The following is a 15,087-nucleotide window of genomic DNA, read 5'->3' on the forward strand; positions in this document are numbered from 1 at the left end:
ATACTTTTATATTTCAAATTTATTGTTAGATGACCATCACCCAACTTCAATATGTCCTAGCGGTTGCGGAGCACAAGAACTTCACCTTGGCCGCCGAGAAGAGTTTTGTTACCCAACCCACCTTGAGCATGCAGGTGCAGAAATTGGAAGATGAGCTGGGTGTGCTCATTTTTGATCGCAGCAAAAAACCCATTTCCATTACCGAAGTGGGCAAGAAAATCGTGGCCCAAGCCAAAAATATTGTAGCGGAAGCGGAGCGCATCAAGGATATTGTGGACCAGGACAAAGGATTCATTGGCGGGGACTATACTTTGGGCATCATCCCGACGGTAATGCCCACCTTGTTGCCGATGTTCCTGAACACCTTCATCAAAAAATATCCGAAGGTGAACCTCATCATCAAGGAACAGTCCACCGACAACTTGATCAAGAACATTATGGACGGCCACTTGGATGCCGGTATTGCCGCTACGCCGTTGGAAATAGAGTTCATCAAGGAAAGACCGCTCTATTATGAGCCTTTTGTAGGATATGTGCCCAAAAGCCACCGACTATCCTCCGAAACACAACTGACGACAGATCATTTGGATGTGAACGATGTGCTTTTGTTACAGGACGGACACTGCTTTAGGGATGGGGTGATCAATCTGTGCAAAGCGTCCAAAAATATGAACGGGGAGCAGTTCAAAATAGAAAGCGGAAGTTTTGAGACCCTGATCAGTCTGGCCGATGAAGGCATGGGCATGACCTTGCTGCCCTACCTGAACACCCTTCAACTGGGACCTCAAAAAAAGGAAAACCTGAAACCGTTCAAAAGCCCTTCCCCTGCACGGGAAATAAGCCTTATCTACCACAAGAGCGAACTGAAGATCCAGATCACGGAGGCCCTCAGGGATGTGATTTCCAGCATCGTTAGGGGTGCCATCACCTTTCAGGACGTGAAGATCATCAGCCCGTTGGCCAAAAATTAAAAGGGCCGCATTTCTGCGGCCCCAGTTTTAAGCTTTTAACAATAGTAATGTGGGTTGCAACTCCGGTTTGTCCAGAATGTAAAATTGCAACCAGATTTTAAGTTCCTCAATTTCACTGGGCAATAGCCTTGAAATAGCTTTCTTCAATTCCTTATTGAAGAGTTTAGCATCAAAACTTACCTTTTGCAGGATGGTTTTGGTGTAATCCAACATAGCTCTTGGCATAGAAATTTGATTAAATTGGGTCATTGGTTGTGCTCTAAATTAGCTAAAAAACCTTTTTGAAAAACCAAAAATCCAGTTAAAAAATAAATAACTTCGTGTTAACCACAACGTACAAAGTGCATGGATATTTCACCTGAAAACCGCCTCCAAAAAACCGTTTATCTCCTTCCCCTTCTGTTTGCCCTTCTCACCAGCTGCTCCTCCACCCGAAGATTTGTGAACAGCGAATTGGACAAGGAGAGCCTATCCAATTCCTTTCATGGCTTGGTGGTTGTGGACGCACAATCACAGAAAACCTTGTTCGACAACCATGGGGACCAGTATTTTACCCCAGCCAGCAATACCAAGATCGTTACCTTCTACACAGGCACGAAACTGCTGCCCAAAAATATCCCCACCTTACGATATGCCACCGCCAACGACACCTTGTTCATTGAGGGAACGGGAGATCCTTCGTGGCTACACCCCCACCTAAAGGACAGTACGGCCATCCACTGGTTGAAAAATCAGGGAACCATTGCCCTGTACACCAAAAATTCCAAAGAACTCCGTTTTGGCCCAGGTTGGGCATGGGAAGATTATGACACGTATTTTTCACCTGAAAAGACCACTATTCCCCTATATGGCAATGTGGCCACCATTTCCAATACCGCAAACTTGGAGGTTTCACCCTCACTTTTCCTTGATTCCACAGATGTGGTGGAGAAGTCTTTTAAGAGGGACGAGCTTGCCAACCGTTTTCATATAGCACCTACGGAACAGGACACACTTGAGGTACCCTTCATCACCAGTGACAGCCTTACCATGCAGCTACTGGAGCATGTGCTCCAAAGAAAGATCACACTGGTGGACCATTTCCCCGATATGCCCAAAGAGACCTTATATGGTATGGAAACGGATTCCATCTTTAAGCAAATGCTGTTCAAAAGCGACAACTTTTTGGCCGAACAATTGTTGATGACCGCCTCCTCCATGCTGTCCGACACTCTGGGGACCCAAAGGGCCATAACATATATGTTGGAACATGATTTGGCAGATTTGGAACAGCAACCTCGATGGGTGGACGGTTCCGGACTTTCGCGCTACAACCTGTTCACGCCTCGTTCTTTTGTTCAGATTCTCCAAAAACTTTATACTGAAATGCCAGAGGAACGGCTTTTTGGCATATTCCCGATGTGGGGGCCAACAGGCACTGTGGAAAAATGGGAAGACCCTAGCACAAAGCCTTTCCTCTTTGCCAAATCCGGGTCGTTTGGGAACAATTACAACCTGAGCGGTTACATTAAGACCAAGAAGGGCAGGTTGCTCATCTTCAGCTTTATGAACAATCATTTCAAGGTGCCTTCCTCCGAGATACGGAAAACCATGTACTCCATACTGAAGGAACTCCATCTCAACTATTGACCAAAAATAGCATTGATCTGTGCATATTGGAGCAGCATAATGGTCTTGGCATCCTTGATTTCGCCCGTTTTTACCATTTGTAGCGCCTCATCAAAACCGATTTCCAGCACCTCAATGTTTTCGGTCTCATCTTCCGCGCCGCCTCCTTCGCTGACCTTCATGGCCGCTTCGTATTCACCAATGAAGAAATAGAGGATCTCGGTGACGGAACCTGGGGACATGTAGGCTTCGAACACCTTTTTTACCTTGTCGATCTTATAGCCCGTCTCCTCCTCCACTTCCATTTTTATGGTCTGCTCGGCATTGCCTTTTTCCAATAGGCCAGCACAGGCTTCCACCATCATGCCATCCGCATTGCCGTTCAAATAGGTGGGCATCCGAAACTGGCGGGTCAGAACAACTGTGCTTTTATTCGGATTGTATAATAGGATTGCTGCGCCGTTCCCACGGTCATAAGCCTCCCTTGTCTGCTTTTCCCAAGTCCCATCTTCCCGTTGGTATTCAAAAGTGACTTTGTTGAGGGTGTACCAATTGTCGGACAACAGCTCTTTTTTAATGTTCCTGATGTTTCCGTATTTCATGGGTGGATTTAAACGGTTACGGTTTTGTTCAAATATCGGCGGAATGGAAGCATTTCCTTATAAACTTCCACGATTTTTTCTTTGAAATCGGGTCGGAACACCTCTTCCCGTGAAAATTCATGTGCCACGGCAAAGGTCTTGTTCTTCAGCAAATCGATATGCGGATGGTCGTTGGAAAATCCTTTGGGGACATTGGTCAACTTCTCATCTTCATACAGACCCCCAAACGTCTTTTTGAACGAAGGTTTGTCCAATATTTCCTGCAACACCTCCCCATCATAATCGATACCCTCCCGAATGCTCCTCAACGTGTTGGGGTCGGGACGCCAAAAACCCCCGGCCAACAGACACTGCTTCAATCCAATCTCAATATAGAAATCGGCCAATTGGGGCGCTTTGTCCAACCCGGCACCAAAATGGTCCTTGTACACCGGCTTGTTCGGGTGGAACATCAGATTGTTGTTGATGCGGTTGATGCCTTTTTTGCCAGACGTAGGATAGTAATCGTCGTGCAACTGCGCCATGGTCAGATCCAAATCGTCCAACCATGCAATGAAATCATGTCGAAGGGAGCGGTACCATTTTCGGTTCGCATCCATCCATTCCTTATTGTTGTTTTGTTGCAGTTCCTCCAGAAAATGGAACAGGTCTTTAAAATTCATGGGCTTTATGGTCAATTTTAGATGCGACCTTATGTGTGATATGATTCTTTTAGTTGTTTCCCTTTATGATATCTTTCAATTTTTCCAGTTGCGTATCGGATTTCCAAAGAATTTGATCTATGTCCCGCTCAATTTTTATGTCGGGCTCCGTACCGAATCCGTCAAGGATTTTCCCATCTTTTTGAAAGGAGACCATGGTACTGATCTTTCCAAACAATTTGGAATTGGGCAAATCGAACCAATCACTATTGCCACTGGAGCCATCGGTTGTTGTGCCCACAATGGTCATGTTGGGCAACTCTTTGAAAACAGAGACAAAAATGGATGCTGCACTGAAAGTCTTTTCATTCGCTAAGATATAGACAGGCTTGTCATAATAAAAGGATTGTCCGGTCAATTTTTTTCCGTTCAATAGGCCAAAATAATATTCGCTGTACTTGGCATTATCCAGTTCATATATCGGTTCGAAGGTGTTCAAAAACGCTTTAACAGCTGCCCGCTCCCGTTCCGTCAGTTCATCGAGAGGATACAAAAATCGATTGTTCAAACTCAGTTTGTAATCTTCCGGTAATGGAATCGGCCCTCTTTGTCTGGTAGCGTTCACCACATGGATGGAATCGGGGTGTACCATATACTTTGCAAATTCATAAAGCAAGTCACGGGTCCCACCACCATTGCTCCTTACATCGATGATCAATGCTTCGCTATCGTCCTTGATGGATTCCATAAATGAATTGAACCGCTCAAAAAGAAGGGGAGCTTCTTCTTTGTCGGCCATTTCAGGGAGCTTGATATACGCAATACCGTCTTCTATATCGAAAAGCTTCTCGATAATTTCAGGCTTGTTGTAATCTTCATCCTTCACAAAAAGATATTCCACTCCAAACTTCTCGTCCCAGGGGCGTAATCTTTCCGACCTGTCAACTACAGGTACCACCACGACTGTATCCTTTTGCCAATTGCCATCTGAAAGTGTCAACTTGATCTCTTTTGGCAAGGGTCTGTTGAGCAGTCTGTAATTTTTTTCTATGTCCCGAATATCCCTCACGGCCAAAGTGAAATAGGTTTGCTTCGGGGCGGTTATATCTTCAGGGCGTGTCTTTTCCAGAAAATCCTGAATATCGGTTCCATCGATTTTTTTGAGAAAAGGGAATTGGGGGTAAAGTATTTCCAATTCGTTGTCTTGGTCCGAATTCAAAACAACGACCTTGTCATTGAGCGGTGCATAGATGAATGGCAAAAAGAGGGATTCATTCAAGTCATACCCTCTTATGGTGGCCATCGAGGAATGCCTGTCCCCAATTTTCCCCAGCGTTTGGCTCAGAAAAAAGCCAAAATCTTCAAGTTGAGTGGAATCCCCTATTTTCTTCAGATAACCGTCAAAATCACTGTTAAAGTCATAACCATTCAGATACACATAGGAAGATTTGTCATTAAGGGTCTTTCGTAAAAATTCAATATCACCTTGTATCTGTTCCTTGGTAAGCACATCATCCTGAGCTAAGGAAATGATCACATTCAGGCTGCAAAAGATGGTAATCAGGGTTTTCAGTTTCATCGGAAAGCTTCTTTTTTGAATCATTTGGCAATTGGTTTCCAAAGGGTTTAAATGAAAAATTGGATGTTAAGCTTTGAAACCTAACATCCAATTTCTTTTGATTTATTCCTAAAATCGGTTGTCCCCGTCCAGCAGGTCGCCCAATCCACCCAAGATACTGCCCTCGCCCTTGTCCTTTCCGCCCCCTTTTGGAGCGGCGGCCCAAACGCGACTGGCCAATCGGCTGAATGGCAAGGATTGGATATAAACGGTGCCCGGTCCATGAAGGGTGGCAAAGAAGAGACCTTCCCCGCCAAACACGGTATTTTTGATGCCGCCCACAAATTCGATGTCGTAGTCCACGGTCTGGGAAAAGCCGACAATACAGCCCGTATCCACCTTGAGCACTTCCCCGGGAGCCAGTACTTTCTTGGCCATGGTTCCGCCTGCGTGCACAAAGGCCATCCCATCTCCTTCCAGTTTTTGCATGATGAAACCTTCACCGCCAAAGAAACCCCGGCCCAAACGTCTGGAGAATTCTATCCCTACGGAAACGCCCTTGGCCGCACAAAGGAACGCATCCTTTTGACAGATGAACTTCCCTCCTTTTTCCGAAAGGTCTATGGGGATGATCTTGCCCGGATAGGGCGAAGCAAAGCTTACTTGCTTTTTGCCTTGACCAATATTGAGGAAGGCGGTCATGAACAGGCTTTCACCGGTGAGCAAACGCTTGCCCGCGGAGAACAGTTTGCCCAAAACCCCAGTATCCTGATTGGAACCGTCCCCGAAGATGGTATCCATTTTAATATCCGAATCCATCATCATAAAACTGCCAGCCTCGGCCACAACGGCTTCTTGTGGATCTAGTTCGATCTCCACATATTGCATTTCCTCTCCGTAAATGTGATAGTCTATTTCGTGTGCGTTCATTTTTTGATTGTTTTTTGATTACTGTTTATATGTTGGCCGGTTTGGGGTTTTGTTACAATTATCTGTATACAAAGTGGCATCATCTTTTCATCATTACCATTTGTCATTCACTTTTACCATATCTATGCCTTCACTTTCACCGTCCATTCAACCCTTCGATTCCGCTCAGGGTGACAAAGACAGATAGTATCAATTATTTCTTCAACAGAATTGTCCACTCAAAATGAAAAGTGGAGACCTCTATCCCATCCGCATTCACCCCAACGGATTTCATCCAGCAGGTTTGCCCCTCTCCCGTTTCCACTGTTTTTTGGATGGCATCGGCGATCATGGGCCCATCTTCACAGGTAAATGAAATACGTCCCGTAGCCTTTTTGGTGAAGGTCGCCTTGTTGTTGGCCACCAACATCGAGATTCTTTTTCCGCTCTTTTGGATCTCGTTCATCACCAAGGCCCCAGTACTGAGCTCGGCAGCCATGCCCTGCACGGCCCAAAACATGGATTTGAACGGATTTTGATTGATCCATTTGTGCCTTACTGTGGTGATGGCCTTTTGCTCATCGATATATTTGAGACGAATGCCGCACCACCAGGCCGACGGGAGTTTAAGAAATGTAAAGGTGTTGATTTTACTGGGTGTCAGTGCCATAAGCTAAGATTAAGAAGCCTAAAAATAGGCAAAAACCTGCGATGTTTAATTGTTAAAAAAAAGTTAATTATTAGTACTTTGTTTTGCATAGTACTGTCTTTTGGATATATATTTGCATCGTAAGCTAATAGGTTTACCCTTTTATTCATCAAAATCATCAATCAAAAATGGCAGCAACATTGACCAAACACGAACGAAACTTATCCGCGATCATCCACGCGTCCACGTTCTCCAAGTATTTTATTCCCTTTGGGAACTTTATCGTCCCCTTGATCCTATGGATGTCCAACAAGAAGCAGTACGATTTTGTGGACTACAACGGAAAGCAGGCCCTTAATTTCCAGATCAGCATGCTACTCTATTCCATTGTAGCGGGTTTGATCACCATTCCCTTTTTCATTGGGTCCATGCCGGGTCTGTTTGATTGGGATGTGTTCGGGTTTCACCGTTTGAGCGATCTCAACAACCTGAACATCCATATTGACAGTGACGATTTTCGGTTTGGCCGTTTGTTCTGGCCCGTTGGAATAGCCGGAATCATACAGGTGGGGTTGGCCATAGCGAACATTGTGTACAGCATATTGGCCACGATCCGTACCAATGAGGGACAATATTTCAAATATCCGTTCACCATTAAATTCATCAAGTAATGTACCAGACCAAAAACATATTGGCCCTTGCCTTGATTGGAATGACAGCTATGACCAATGCGCAGGTTGCGGAGGATACAGAACTCTATAAAACCTTAAAGTCGAAAGACAGCCTATTGTTCGATGCGGCTTTCAATCGATGCGACATTGACACTATGGAGTCTTTGTTCACTGAGGATTTTGAGTTCTACCATGACCGAGGAGGTTTTACCGATGGGCGCGAAGAGTTCCTAAAACCTACCCGTGAGAACTGTGAAAAGCGAGATTCTTCCGCTCCACCATATTCAAAAAGGATATTGATCGATGGAAGTTTGGAGGTTTATCCACTACATAAGGATGGGAAACTGTACGGAGCCATTCAACATGGGGTGCACCGTTTTGAATTCTTGAACGATAAAAATGAATATCAAAAAGGCGACATTGCAAAATTCACCCATGTGTGGATGCTGGTGGATGGCGTTTGGAAAATCAAAAGGGAGCTGAGCTATGACCATCATTTGATGGAAAGCGTAGAACCTAACGAGGCAATCACAGTGTCAGAAGAAATATTGGACACATACGAGGGAAACTATACTTCCGTGCAAGTTGGTACGGTTCAGATTAAAAAAGACAATGGTACGCTTCTGTTAGTAACGGAAAAAATGCAGGCGACACTCTTCGCAAAAACAGCGGACACCTTTTTTATGAAAGAGCGCCCCGTACAATTTAAATTTATCGTATCGGACAATGGAGGTGTTGAAAAAATGCAAATTATCGAAAATGACAAAGTTGTGGACGAAGCACAAAGGGAATAAAATAATCATCAATCATAAAAGGAGTTTAATCATCAATCAAAAAACGAACAAAAACTTGCCCTGAGCGTGTTTATGCTGAGCGTAGTCGAAGCAAAGGGTCAATCAAAAAACGAAAAAAGTTCATCAATCATCAATCAATCATCAATCAAAAAACGTTTCCACTCCCCTGCTCATCACAGGGGACGGAGTGGGAACAAGGCCGGACCTGGTTTGGCCGATCAAAAACGAACAGTTAATTTAATAGACCCATGAAGTTATGAACATAGAAAACACAAAAGCACAGATGCGCAAAGGGGTCCTGGAATACTGCATCCTGTCCATCCTAAAGGATGACGACAAGTATGCCTCGGAGATTCTGGATGCCCTGAAGGACGCAAAGATGCTGGTGGTGGAAGGTACCATATACCCTTTGCTCACAAGGCTGAAAAATGCCGGATTGCTCAACTACCGTTGGGAAGAATCCACATCGGGACCTCCCCGCAAATATTACGCGCTGACAGAAACAGGCCAATTGTTCCTCAAGGAACTCAACGGCACCTGGGACGAACTAAGAAATGCAGTCAATCTGGTAACCAACACAAAATAAGTATCAAAAAATGAACAAGACAGTTAATATAAATTTGGCAAATACGCTCTTCCACATAGACGACGATGCGTACAACAAGCTGAGACGGTACCTGGAGTCCATCAAACGGTCGTTTGCAGGTACCAAGGGAAGCGATGAGATCATAGCCGACATCGAGGCAAGGATCGCCGAGCTCTTTTTGGAGAAAATGGAAAACGAGCGACAGGTGATCACCCACAAGGAAGTGGACCAAGTCATCGATGTGATGGGACAGCCCGAAGATTATATGGTGGACGAGGACATTTTTGAGGACGACCCCAAAAGGACCTATGCCGAACCCAATCCGAAAGCCAAAAAATTGTACCGCGACATCGACCATAAATACATTGGTGGTGTGTGTGCGGGTCTGGAACACTATTTGGGCTTCGAGGCCATATGGATCAGGATCATCTTTATCCTACTGGCCGTTTTCACCTCCGGTTTTGGGCTTATCGCCTACATCCTACTCTGGATATTGGTCCCGGAAGCGGCCACAACCTCCCAGAAATTGGATATGCGGGGGGAGCCCGTCAACATCAGCAATATAGAACGCAAAGTTAAAGAGGGGTTTGATGATGTTGCCGACAAGGTAAAAAACGTTGACTACGAAAAAGTCGGCAACAAGGTCAAAAGCGGCTCCAAGACCTTTTTTGATACCATCGGGGACATTATCCTGTTCCTTTTCAAGGTATTTGGCAAGTTCATTGGCATATTGCTGATCCTTATCGGGGCATCTACCCTTATCGGCTTGTTCTTCGGGCTGTTCACTGTGGGTATGTTCGATGCGATACATTTCCCCGGAGTGGATTTCTATGAGATCGTGAACACTACTGGAGCACCTGTTTGGGTAGTATCCCTGCTCATGTTCTTTGCCGTCGGCATTCCCTTTTTCTTTGTCCTATATCTCGGACTGAAGATTTTGGTGACCAATTTGAAATCCATCGGTAACATTGCCAAATTCTCCCTTTTGGGACTTTGGTTGATCTCCGTTGGGGCCCTGATTGCCCTTGGCATCCGTCAGGCCGCGGAATTTTCGAACACAGGCAGTGTGCACGAACAGGGCCAACTGGTCATGGAAAACGTGACCGATACGCTTGTTATCCGAATGAAGAATCCTGGCTATGAATATACGAGGGACGATGTTCATTTTGGACGCATGTCCTTTGCCTACGATAAGGAGGACAATCGGGTGCTCATTTCCGATGAGGTGGACATCAATGTGAAAAAGGCAGAGGATACCATCGTTTCCCTCTCCATTCGAAAAGATTCCAACGGCAGCTCTTCACGGGCCGCCAGGGATAGGGCCAAGAACATCAACTATGGCTACGAACTCTCTGGCAACGAGGTCATTTTGGATGAATACCTCATCACCGATGTTTCCAACAAGGCCAGGAACCAAGAAGTGACCGCCACCATCTATATCCCCGAGGGCAAAATGGTACTGTTCGAGGAATCCACTAGGTACCATATGGGCCATGGCATAGCCAACGACATGGATTTTTACAGAAACAGCATTGTGGGCCATGTTTGGTTGATGGGCAAAGATGGAGAACTGAAGTGTCAGGACTGCCCCGAAGAAAAGGGCGATGATGAGAGGGATGGAAATGGCAAGATCATCATCAATGAAGATGGCATCGATATCAACATCAAGGATGAGAAGGATTCCTTCGAAATGAAGATCAATGAAGACGGCATCAAGGTAAAGGCCGGAAACTAAAAGCTACAATTGGGAGTTCAAATTCCACAATTGGGTACATATTAATTCATATCACACCTATAAAAAAGGACATTTACACTGTTGAATTTCAGTGCAGATCACAACTTAATCAATCAATAACAAGTGTCCGGTCTGACCGGCACAAAAAACAACAATCATGACAACACTAGCAAGATTAGCAATCGCAGCACTACTATCCTTGTTCACCTCATCCTGTATGATGGACATGAACTTTGGGAGCGGCAAGACCGGCAACGGCGAAGTCGTAGAAGAAACCCGGAACGTGGATGAAGATTTCACCATCGTATCCGCTTCAGAAGGAATCGATGTGTTCGTTACCCAAGGCGCGGAGTACAAGATCACCGTTGAGGCCGATGAGAACATCATTGAACTGATCGGAACGGATGTGAAGGATGGAAAACTGAAAATCCATGCCATAGAGAACATCGGAAGGGCCACCAAGAATGTGTACGTGACCCTTCGCAATGTGGATGCATTGGAAAGCTCCAGTGGGGCCGACCTTACCGTCAAGAACATCATCGAGACCGGGAAGATAGACCTTGATGCCAGTAGCGGCTCGGACCTTCAGGTAGAAGTGGTGGCCGATGAAATCTCTGCCAATGCCAGTAGTGGTGCGGATATCCGAATAGCAGGTAAGGCAGATATGCTCTATGCCGATGCCAGTAGTGGCTCCGACATCAAAGCTAGGGACCTAACCGTAAAGACCTGCCACGCCGATGCCAGTAGCGGTGCCGATATTTCCGTAAACGTATCCGAATCCTTGGTGGCCGATGCCAGCAGCGGTGCCGACATCTCCTACACCGGGGATGCCAGTGTGGAGACCAAAAAATCGGTTTCGGGAAGCGTGCGCAAATACTAGCATCCCACCTTTCAAAAAAACAAAAGGCCTACCTGAATTCGGTGGGCCTTTGTCTTTAATAAGTAGGCCCGAAGCCCTATCTTAGCAGGATGATAAAAAAGAAAGATCCATGCAGATAGCAATCAAAAAATACACCTTACAACTCGCCCATACCTTTACCATATCCAGAGAATCGCACGATACCCAGGACACGATGATCGTGGCCCTTTCCCATAAAGGAAAGACCGGATATGGCGAGGCCACTTCCAATCCCTACTACAAGATTACCGTGGAGAGCATGACGGCCGAAATTGAAGCGGTGAGGAAGGCCATTGAAGGATATGACTTTGACGATCCTGAAAATTTCTATCGGCAATTGGAATCCCTGAAGCTTGAAAAATTTACGTTGTGCGCGCTGGACCTTGCTGCCAATGACCTCTATGGAAAGCTATTGAGCAAACCTCTTTATGAAATCTGGGGCACCGATAACAGCCACTACCCCACCACCAATTATACCATCGGGATTGATACCGTTGAAAAGATGGTGGAAAAGCTCAGGGAAAAACCATGGCCTGTTTACAAGATCAAACTGGGCACCCAGGATGATGTGGCCATAGTACGGGAGCTCCGTAAACATACTGACAGTATATTCCGTATTGATGCCAATTGCGCATGGACTGCGGAGGAAACCATCCAAAATGCACCGCTGCTGAAGGACCTTGGTGTCGAATTTTTGGAACAGCCCCTCAAGGCCGATGACTGGGAAGGCATGGCAAAAGTGAAAGCCCATTCCGCACTGCCCGTGATCGCCGATGAAAGTTGCATCGTGGAAAGCGATGTGGAAAAATGCGGCCCCTACTTCCATGGCATCAACATCAAACTGACCAAATGTGGTGGGCTCACTCCCGCCCGACGCATGATCCAGAAAGGAAAAGAACTGGGACTGAAGATCATGGTGGGCTGCATGACGGAATCCTCCGTCGGAATTTCCGCCATTGCACAACTGACCCCCCAATTGGACTATGTGGATATGGACGGTTCGCTTTTGCTCAAACACGACATTGCCCGCGGAGTCCAAATTTTGGATGATGGAAAGGTCATTTTTCCCAAACTTCCCGGAAGCGGGATAGAACTGCTCTAATGGCGCATTCCATTGCCCGCATACCCAACCGATTGGTCCAAGTGGAAGGCAAAACATACCTCTATTTTGGAGGCACCGCCTATCTGGGACTTCAATCCCATCCTCCTTTTCTGGAGCGTTTTTCCAAAAATGTGGAACGCTATGGCATGCATTATGGAGCGTCAAGAAAATCCAATGTTTTTTTGGACATCTATGGAATTGCAGAGGACCATTTGGCTAAATGGGTCGGGGCGGAAAGTTGCCTTACCCTATCCTCTGGATATTTGGCCGCCCAATTGGTCATCCAGACCCTAGTGCAGCAAGGACACTCCTTGTTTGCCGCTCCCAATGCCCACACTGCGCTCCATTTGAACGGGGTGATTAGAACGGAGAGCTTTGAAGAACTTAGCAATCATCTCCTGAAAGAATTCAATAGCGGTGGCCCAATGCCTGTGCTTCTTTTTGACACGATTGATTTTTCTGGGAACCAGTTCCCGCATTTCGATGTCCTGAAAAGGCTTCCTTTGGAAAAGATCATGCTTGTGGGTGATGATTCCCACGGTATCGGTGTTGTGGGAAAAGATGGGGCTGGTTGTTATGAACTGCTCAAAACATTGAACCCAGCCAAGTTGCTGGTCTGTTGTTCCTTGGGCAAAGGTCTCGGTATTCAGGCCGGGGCCATATTGGGTAACGCGGTAGACGTGGAACTGCTTCGCAATACACCTTTTTTTGGAGGAGCAAGCCCTGCCCTACCCGCTTTCATGGGTACTTTGTTGGATGCCACCGACATCTACGCCGAAAGGAGGGCAAAACTCATGGAAAATGATGCCCTTTTTAGAAATTCATTGCATCATCTTTCCCTTTTCAAGCACATGGAAGGGCATCCTACTTATGAGTTTGAAGATGCTGATTTGGCCAAGGCTTTGGAGAAAAATGGTTTCATCACCACCTATTTCAACTATCCGGATGCGGACGGTCCCATTGTGGGCCGTATCGTCCTGAGCGCCTATCATGAAAAAGAGGACATCCAACAATTGGCCAACTGTTTGAACGCACTTCAAGGTTAGCTGATGAGTGCATTTGTAAATAATTAAACCAAGTTCTACAATGAAATTTCAATTCTCCCTTAAAAAAAGATACTGCTTTTATGCACTGCTACCCCTTATTTTCATGGCATGCGAAACAAAGACCGATACGGAAGGACCCAACAAAGTTGAAGAAGCCATTTCTTCCATCAAAAGCACCTACGCTCCCGATACTCGGGTGGCCCTTTTCGATATCGAAGTGATAGAAGGCCTTAAAGGATATACCTTGAAAGGGAGTACAAGCCTTCCAGAAGCTTTGGATGCCTTGCGGAAACAATTGGAACAGGAACAAATTGCGTTTCAGGACAGTGTGGAGGTGCTACCTTCAGCCAGTCTGGAGGGAAACATATATGGCACCATAGCTCTTTCCGTGGCCAATTTAAGGTCCCGCCCTGCCCATTCCGCAGAAATGGTGACCCAAGGAACTTTGGGAATGCCCGTAAACGTGTACCAAAAACGAGGTAGCTGGTACCGTATCCAGACCCCGGACCACTATTTGGGATGGGTGGACAGCAGGGGAATCGAGTTGATGGACAAGACCCATTTCGAAGATTGGCAAGGTGCGGAAAAATTGATCTACACCCAAACCTATGGGCATGCTTTTGCCGAAGCAAATGCGGCTGCACAAGTGGTATCCGACCTTGTTGCGGGCAATATTCTAAAGTGGATTGGCGAAGATGGCACTTTTTATCAGGTGGAATATCCTGATGGAAAAAATGGCTTTGTGGCCAAATCCGAGGCGTCTCCGTATCTGGATTGGAAATCAAACCTGTCCTTTACCAAAGAAGCCTTGGTGGAAACTTCCAAAACGATGTTGGGCGTGCCCTATCTGTGGGGAGGCACCTCCACAAAAGGTGTGGATTGCAGTGGTTTTACCAAGACCGTGTATTTCATGAACGGCATGATCATCCCCCGTGATGCCTCGCAACAGATCCGTGAAGGGAGTTTGATAGATGATTCAAGGGAGTTTGACAAACTCATTCCCGGAGATCTGCTCTTTTTTGGAAGAAAAGCCACGGATTCCACTTCGGAAAGGGTGGTCCATGTGGGTATGTGGATCGGGAACAATGAATTTATCCATTCCGCCGGGAATGTCCACATCAGCAGTATGGACAAAAGTTCGGACAATTTTGACGAATACAATTATGACCGTTATTTAAGAAGCAAACGTATCCTGAACCAAAAGGATGAAGGTCTCCTTTACTTGACGGAACAAGATGTTTTTTAAGATCTAGTGAACACACATAAAAAAGGCCATCCGTTTGGATGGCCTTTTTGCATTCATGACTAACTCGTGAG

16 protein-coding genes are annotated in these 15,087 nt (G+C 46.0%); 10 read left to right on the forward strand and 6 right to left on the reverse strand.

From position 1 onward, the window contains the following. Window positions 1-29 precede the first annotated feature (29 nt). Window positions 30-971 (forward strand): LysR substrate-binding domain-containing protein, encoded by a 942-nt coding sequence (locus tag DB398_RS03730; RefSeq protein WP_108423061.1) that lies wholly within the window; start codon window positions 30-32, stop codon window positions 969-971. 27 nt (window positions 972-998) lie between these two features. On the opposite strand, the gene DB398_RS03735 is transcribed toward DB398_RS03730, so the two are convergent. Continuing rightward, on the reverse strand, window positions 999-1,196 hold the full coding sequence (locus tag DB398_RS03735; RefSeq protein WP_072882128.1) for a hypothetical protein: 198 nt from the start codon (window positions 1,194-1,196) through the stop codon (window positions 999-1,001). Between the two features lie 120 nt (window positions 1,197-1,316). Here DB398_RS03735 and DB398_RS03740 point away from each other — a divergent pair, with 120 nt between their 5' ends. Beyond that, entirely contained in the window at window positions 1,317-2,600 is a 1,284-nt protein-coding gene (locus DB398_RS03740; RefSeq protein WP_234416032.1) for a D-alanyl-D-alanine carboxypeptidase, read from the forward strand. Here DB398_RS03740 and nudK read toward each other — a convergent pair. The 5 genes from nudK to DB398_RS03765 all read right to left on the reverse strand — a co-directional run bounded on the left by nudK (window position 2,594) and on the right by DB398_RS03765 (window position 6,959). After that, window positions 2,594-3,181, reverse strand: coding sequence for a GDP-mannose pyrophosphatase NudK (nudK, locus tag DB398_RS03745; RefSeq protein WP_108423062.1), 588 nt, complete (start codon window positions 3,179-3,181; stop codon window positions 2,594-2,596). The genes DB398_RS03740 and nudK overlap by 7 nt on opposite strands. An 8-nt stretch (window positions 3,182-3,189) precedes the next feature. After that, a complete protein-coding gene (locus tag DB398_RS03750) occupies window positions 3,190-3,843 on the reverse strand; it encodes a DUF2461 domain-containing protein (protein WP_108423063.1) in 654 nt (217 codons plus the stop codon). A 49-nt stretch (window positions 3,844-3,892) separates the two neighbouring features. After that, window positions 3,893-5,401 carry a S41 family peptidase gene (locus tag DB398_RS03755; RefSeq protein ID WP_159076296.1) on the reverse strand — a complete coding sequence of 503 codons (1,509 nt, stop codon included), beginning with the start codon at window positions 5,399-5,401 and terminating at the stop codon, window positions 3,893-3,895. A gap of 108 nt (window positions 5,402-5,509) precedes the next feature. Further along, complete coding sequence (locus DB398_RS03760) at window positions 5,510-6,310, reverse strand: TIGR00266 family protein (protein ID WP_108423065.1); 801 nt, start codon at window positions 6,308-6,310, stop codon at window positions 5,510-5,512. Window positions 6,311-6,503: 193 nt separating this feature from the next. Then, a complete protein-coding gene (locus tag DB398_RS03765) occupies window positions 6,504-6,959 on the reverse strand; it encodes a DUF4442 domain-containing protein (RefSeq protein WP_108423066.1) in 456 nt (151 codons plus the stop codon). A 167-nt stretch (window positions 6,960-7,126) separates the two neighbouring features. Here DB398_RS03765 and DB398_RS03770 point away from each other — a divergent pair, with 167 nt between their 5' ends. From DB398_RS03770 to DB398_RS03805, 8 genes are all read left to right on the forward strand, one after another. Next, window positions 7,127-7,609 carry a DUF4870 domain-containing protein gene (locus DB398_RS03770; RefSeq protein ID WP_108423067.1) on the forward strand — a complete coding sequence of 161 codons (483 nt, stop codon included), beginning with the start codon at window positions 7,127-7,129 and terminating at the stop codon, window positions 7,607-7,609. After that, window positions 7,609-8,403: a nuclear transport factor 2 family protein gene (locus DB398_RS03775; protein ID WP_108423068.1), complete on the forward strand. Its 795-nt coding sequence runs from the start codon at window positions 7,609-7,611 to the stop codon at window positions 8,401-8,403. The genes DB398_RS03770 and DB398_RS03775 overlap by 1 nt, the downstream gene beginning before the upstream one ends. A gap of 256 nt (window positions 8,404-8,659) precedes the next feature. Further along, on the forward strand, window positions 8,660-8,989 hold the full coding sequence (locus DB398_RS03780; protein ID WP_072882137.1) for a PadR family transcriptional regulator: 330 nt from the start codon (window positions 8,660-8,662) through the stop codon (window positions 8,987-8,989). Between the two features lie 10 nt (window positions 8,990-8,999). Beyond that, on the forward strand, window positions 9,000-10,724 hold the full coding sequence (locus DB398_RS03785; RefSeq protein WP_108423069.1) for a PspC domain-containing protein: 1,725 nt from the start codon (window positions 9,000-9,002) through the stop codon (window positions 10,722-10,724). A gap of 157 nt (window positions 10,725-10,881) precedes the next feature. Then, a complete protein-coding gene (locus DB398_RS03790) occupies window positions 10,882-11,604 on the forward strand; it encodes a head GIN domain-containing protein (RefSeq protein ID WP_108423070.1) in 723 nt (240 codons plus the stop codon). Between the two features lie 109 nt (window positions 11,605-11,713). Next, window positions 11,714-12,724: a dipeptide epimerase gene (locus tag DB398_RS03795; RefSeq protein ID WP_108423071.1), complete on the forward strand. Its 1,011-nt coding sequence runs from the start codon at window positions 11,714-11,716 to the stop codon at window positions 12,722-12,724. After that, entirely contained in the window at window positions 12,724-13,770 is a 1,047-nt protein-coding gene (locus DB398_RS03800) for a pyridoxal phosphate-dependent aminotransferase family protein (RefSeq protein WP_108423072.1), read from the forward strand. The genes DB398_RS03795 and DB398_RS03800 overlap by 1 nt, the downstream gene beginning before the upstream one ends. Before the next feature lie 103 nt (window positions 13,771-13,873). Further along, window positions 13,874-15,016: a C40 family peptidase gene (locus DB398_RS03805; protein WP_234416034.1), complete on the forward strand. Its 1,143-nt coding sequence runs from the start codon at window positions 13,874-13,876 to the stop codon at window positions 15,014-15,016. Window positions 15,017-15,087: the final 71 nt, after the last annotated feature.

Origin of the sequence: Flagellimonas amoyensis (assembly GCF_003058265.1) — a bacterium.
In the GTDB taxonomy this organism is placed as follows: domain Bacteria; phylum Bacteroidota; class Bacteroidia; order Flavobacteriales; family Flavobacteriaceae; genus Flagellimonas; species Flagellimonas amoyensis.

Bases quoted from the DNA above. Each gene is read 5' to 3' on its own strand.
- DB398_RS03765 (WP_108423066.1), bottom strand. From the start codon at position 6,959: ATGGCACTGACACCCAGTAAAATCAACACCTTTACATTTCTTAAACTC.
- DB398_RS03800 (WP_108423072.1), top strand. From the start codon at position 12,724: ATGGCGCATTCCATTGCCCGCATACCCAACCGATTGGTCCAAGTGGAA.
- DB398_RS03790 (WP_108423070.1), top strand. From the start codon at position 10,882: ATGACAACACTAGCAAGATTAGCAATCGCAGCACTACTATCCTTGTTC.
- DB398_RS03750 (WP_108423063.1), bottom strand. From the start codon at position 3,843: ATGAATTTTAAAGACCTGTTCCATTTTCTGGAGGAACTGCAACAAAAC.
- DB398_RS03760 (WP_108423065.1), bottom strand. From the start codon at position 6,310: ATGAACGCACACGAAATAGACTATCACATTTACGGAGAGGAAATGCAA.
- nudK (WP_108423062.1), bottom strand. From the start codon at position 3,181: ATGAAATACGGAAACATCAGGAACATTAAAAAAGAGCTGTTGTCCGAC.
- DB398_RS03740 (WP_234416032.1), top strand. From the start codon at position 1,317: ATGGATATTTCACCTGAAAACCGCCTCCAAAAAACCGTTTATCTCCTT.
- DB398_RS03775 (WP_108423068.1), top strand. From the start codon at position 7,609: ATGTACCAGACCAAAAACATATTGGCCCTTGCCTTGATTGGAATGACA.
- DB398_RS03730 (WP_108423061.1), top strand. From the start codon at position 30: ATGACCATCACCCAACTTCAATATGTCCTAGCGGTTGCGGAGCACAAG.
- DB398_RS03780 (WP_072882137.1), top strand. From the start codon at position 8,660: ATGAACATAGAAAACACAAAAGCACAGATGCGCAAAGGGGTCCTGGAA.
- DB398_RS03795 (WP_108423071.1), top strand. From the start codon at position 11,714: ATGCAGATAGCAATCAAAAAATACACCTTACAACTCGCCCATACCTTT.
- DB398_RS03755 (WP_159076296.1), bottom strand. From the start codon at position 5,401: ATGAAACTGAAAACCCTGATTACCATCTTTTGCAGCCTGAATGTGATC.
- DB398_RS03805 (WP_234416034.1), top strand. From the start codon at position 13,874: ATGGCATGCGAAACAAAGACCGATACGGAAGGACCCAACAAAGTTGAA.
- DB398_RS03785 (WP_108423069.1), top strand. From the start codon at position 9,000: ATGAACAAGACAGTTAATATAAATTTGGCAAATACGCTCTTCCACATA.
- DB398_RS03770 (WP_108423067.1), top strand. From the start codon at position 7,127: ATGGCAGCAACATTGACCAAACACGAACGAAACTTATCCGCGATCATC.
- DB398_RS03735 (WP_072882128.1), bottom strand. From the start codon at position 1,196: ATGCCAAGAGCTATGTTGGATTACACCAAAACCATCCTGCAAAAGGTA.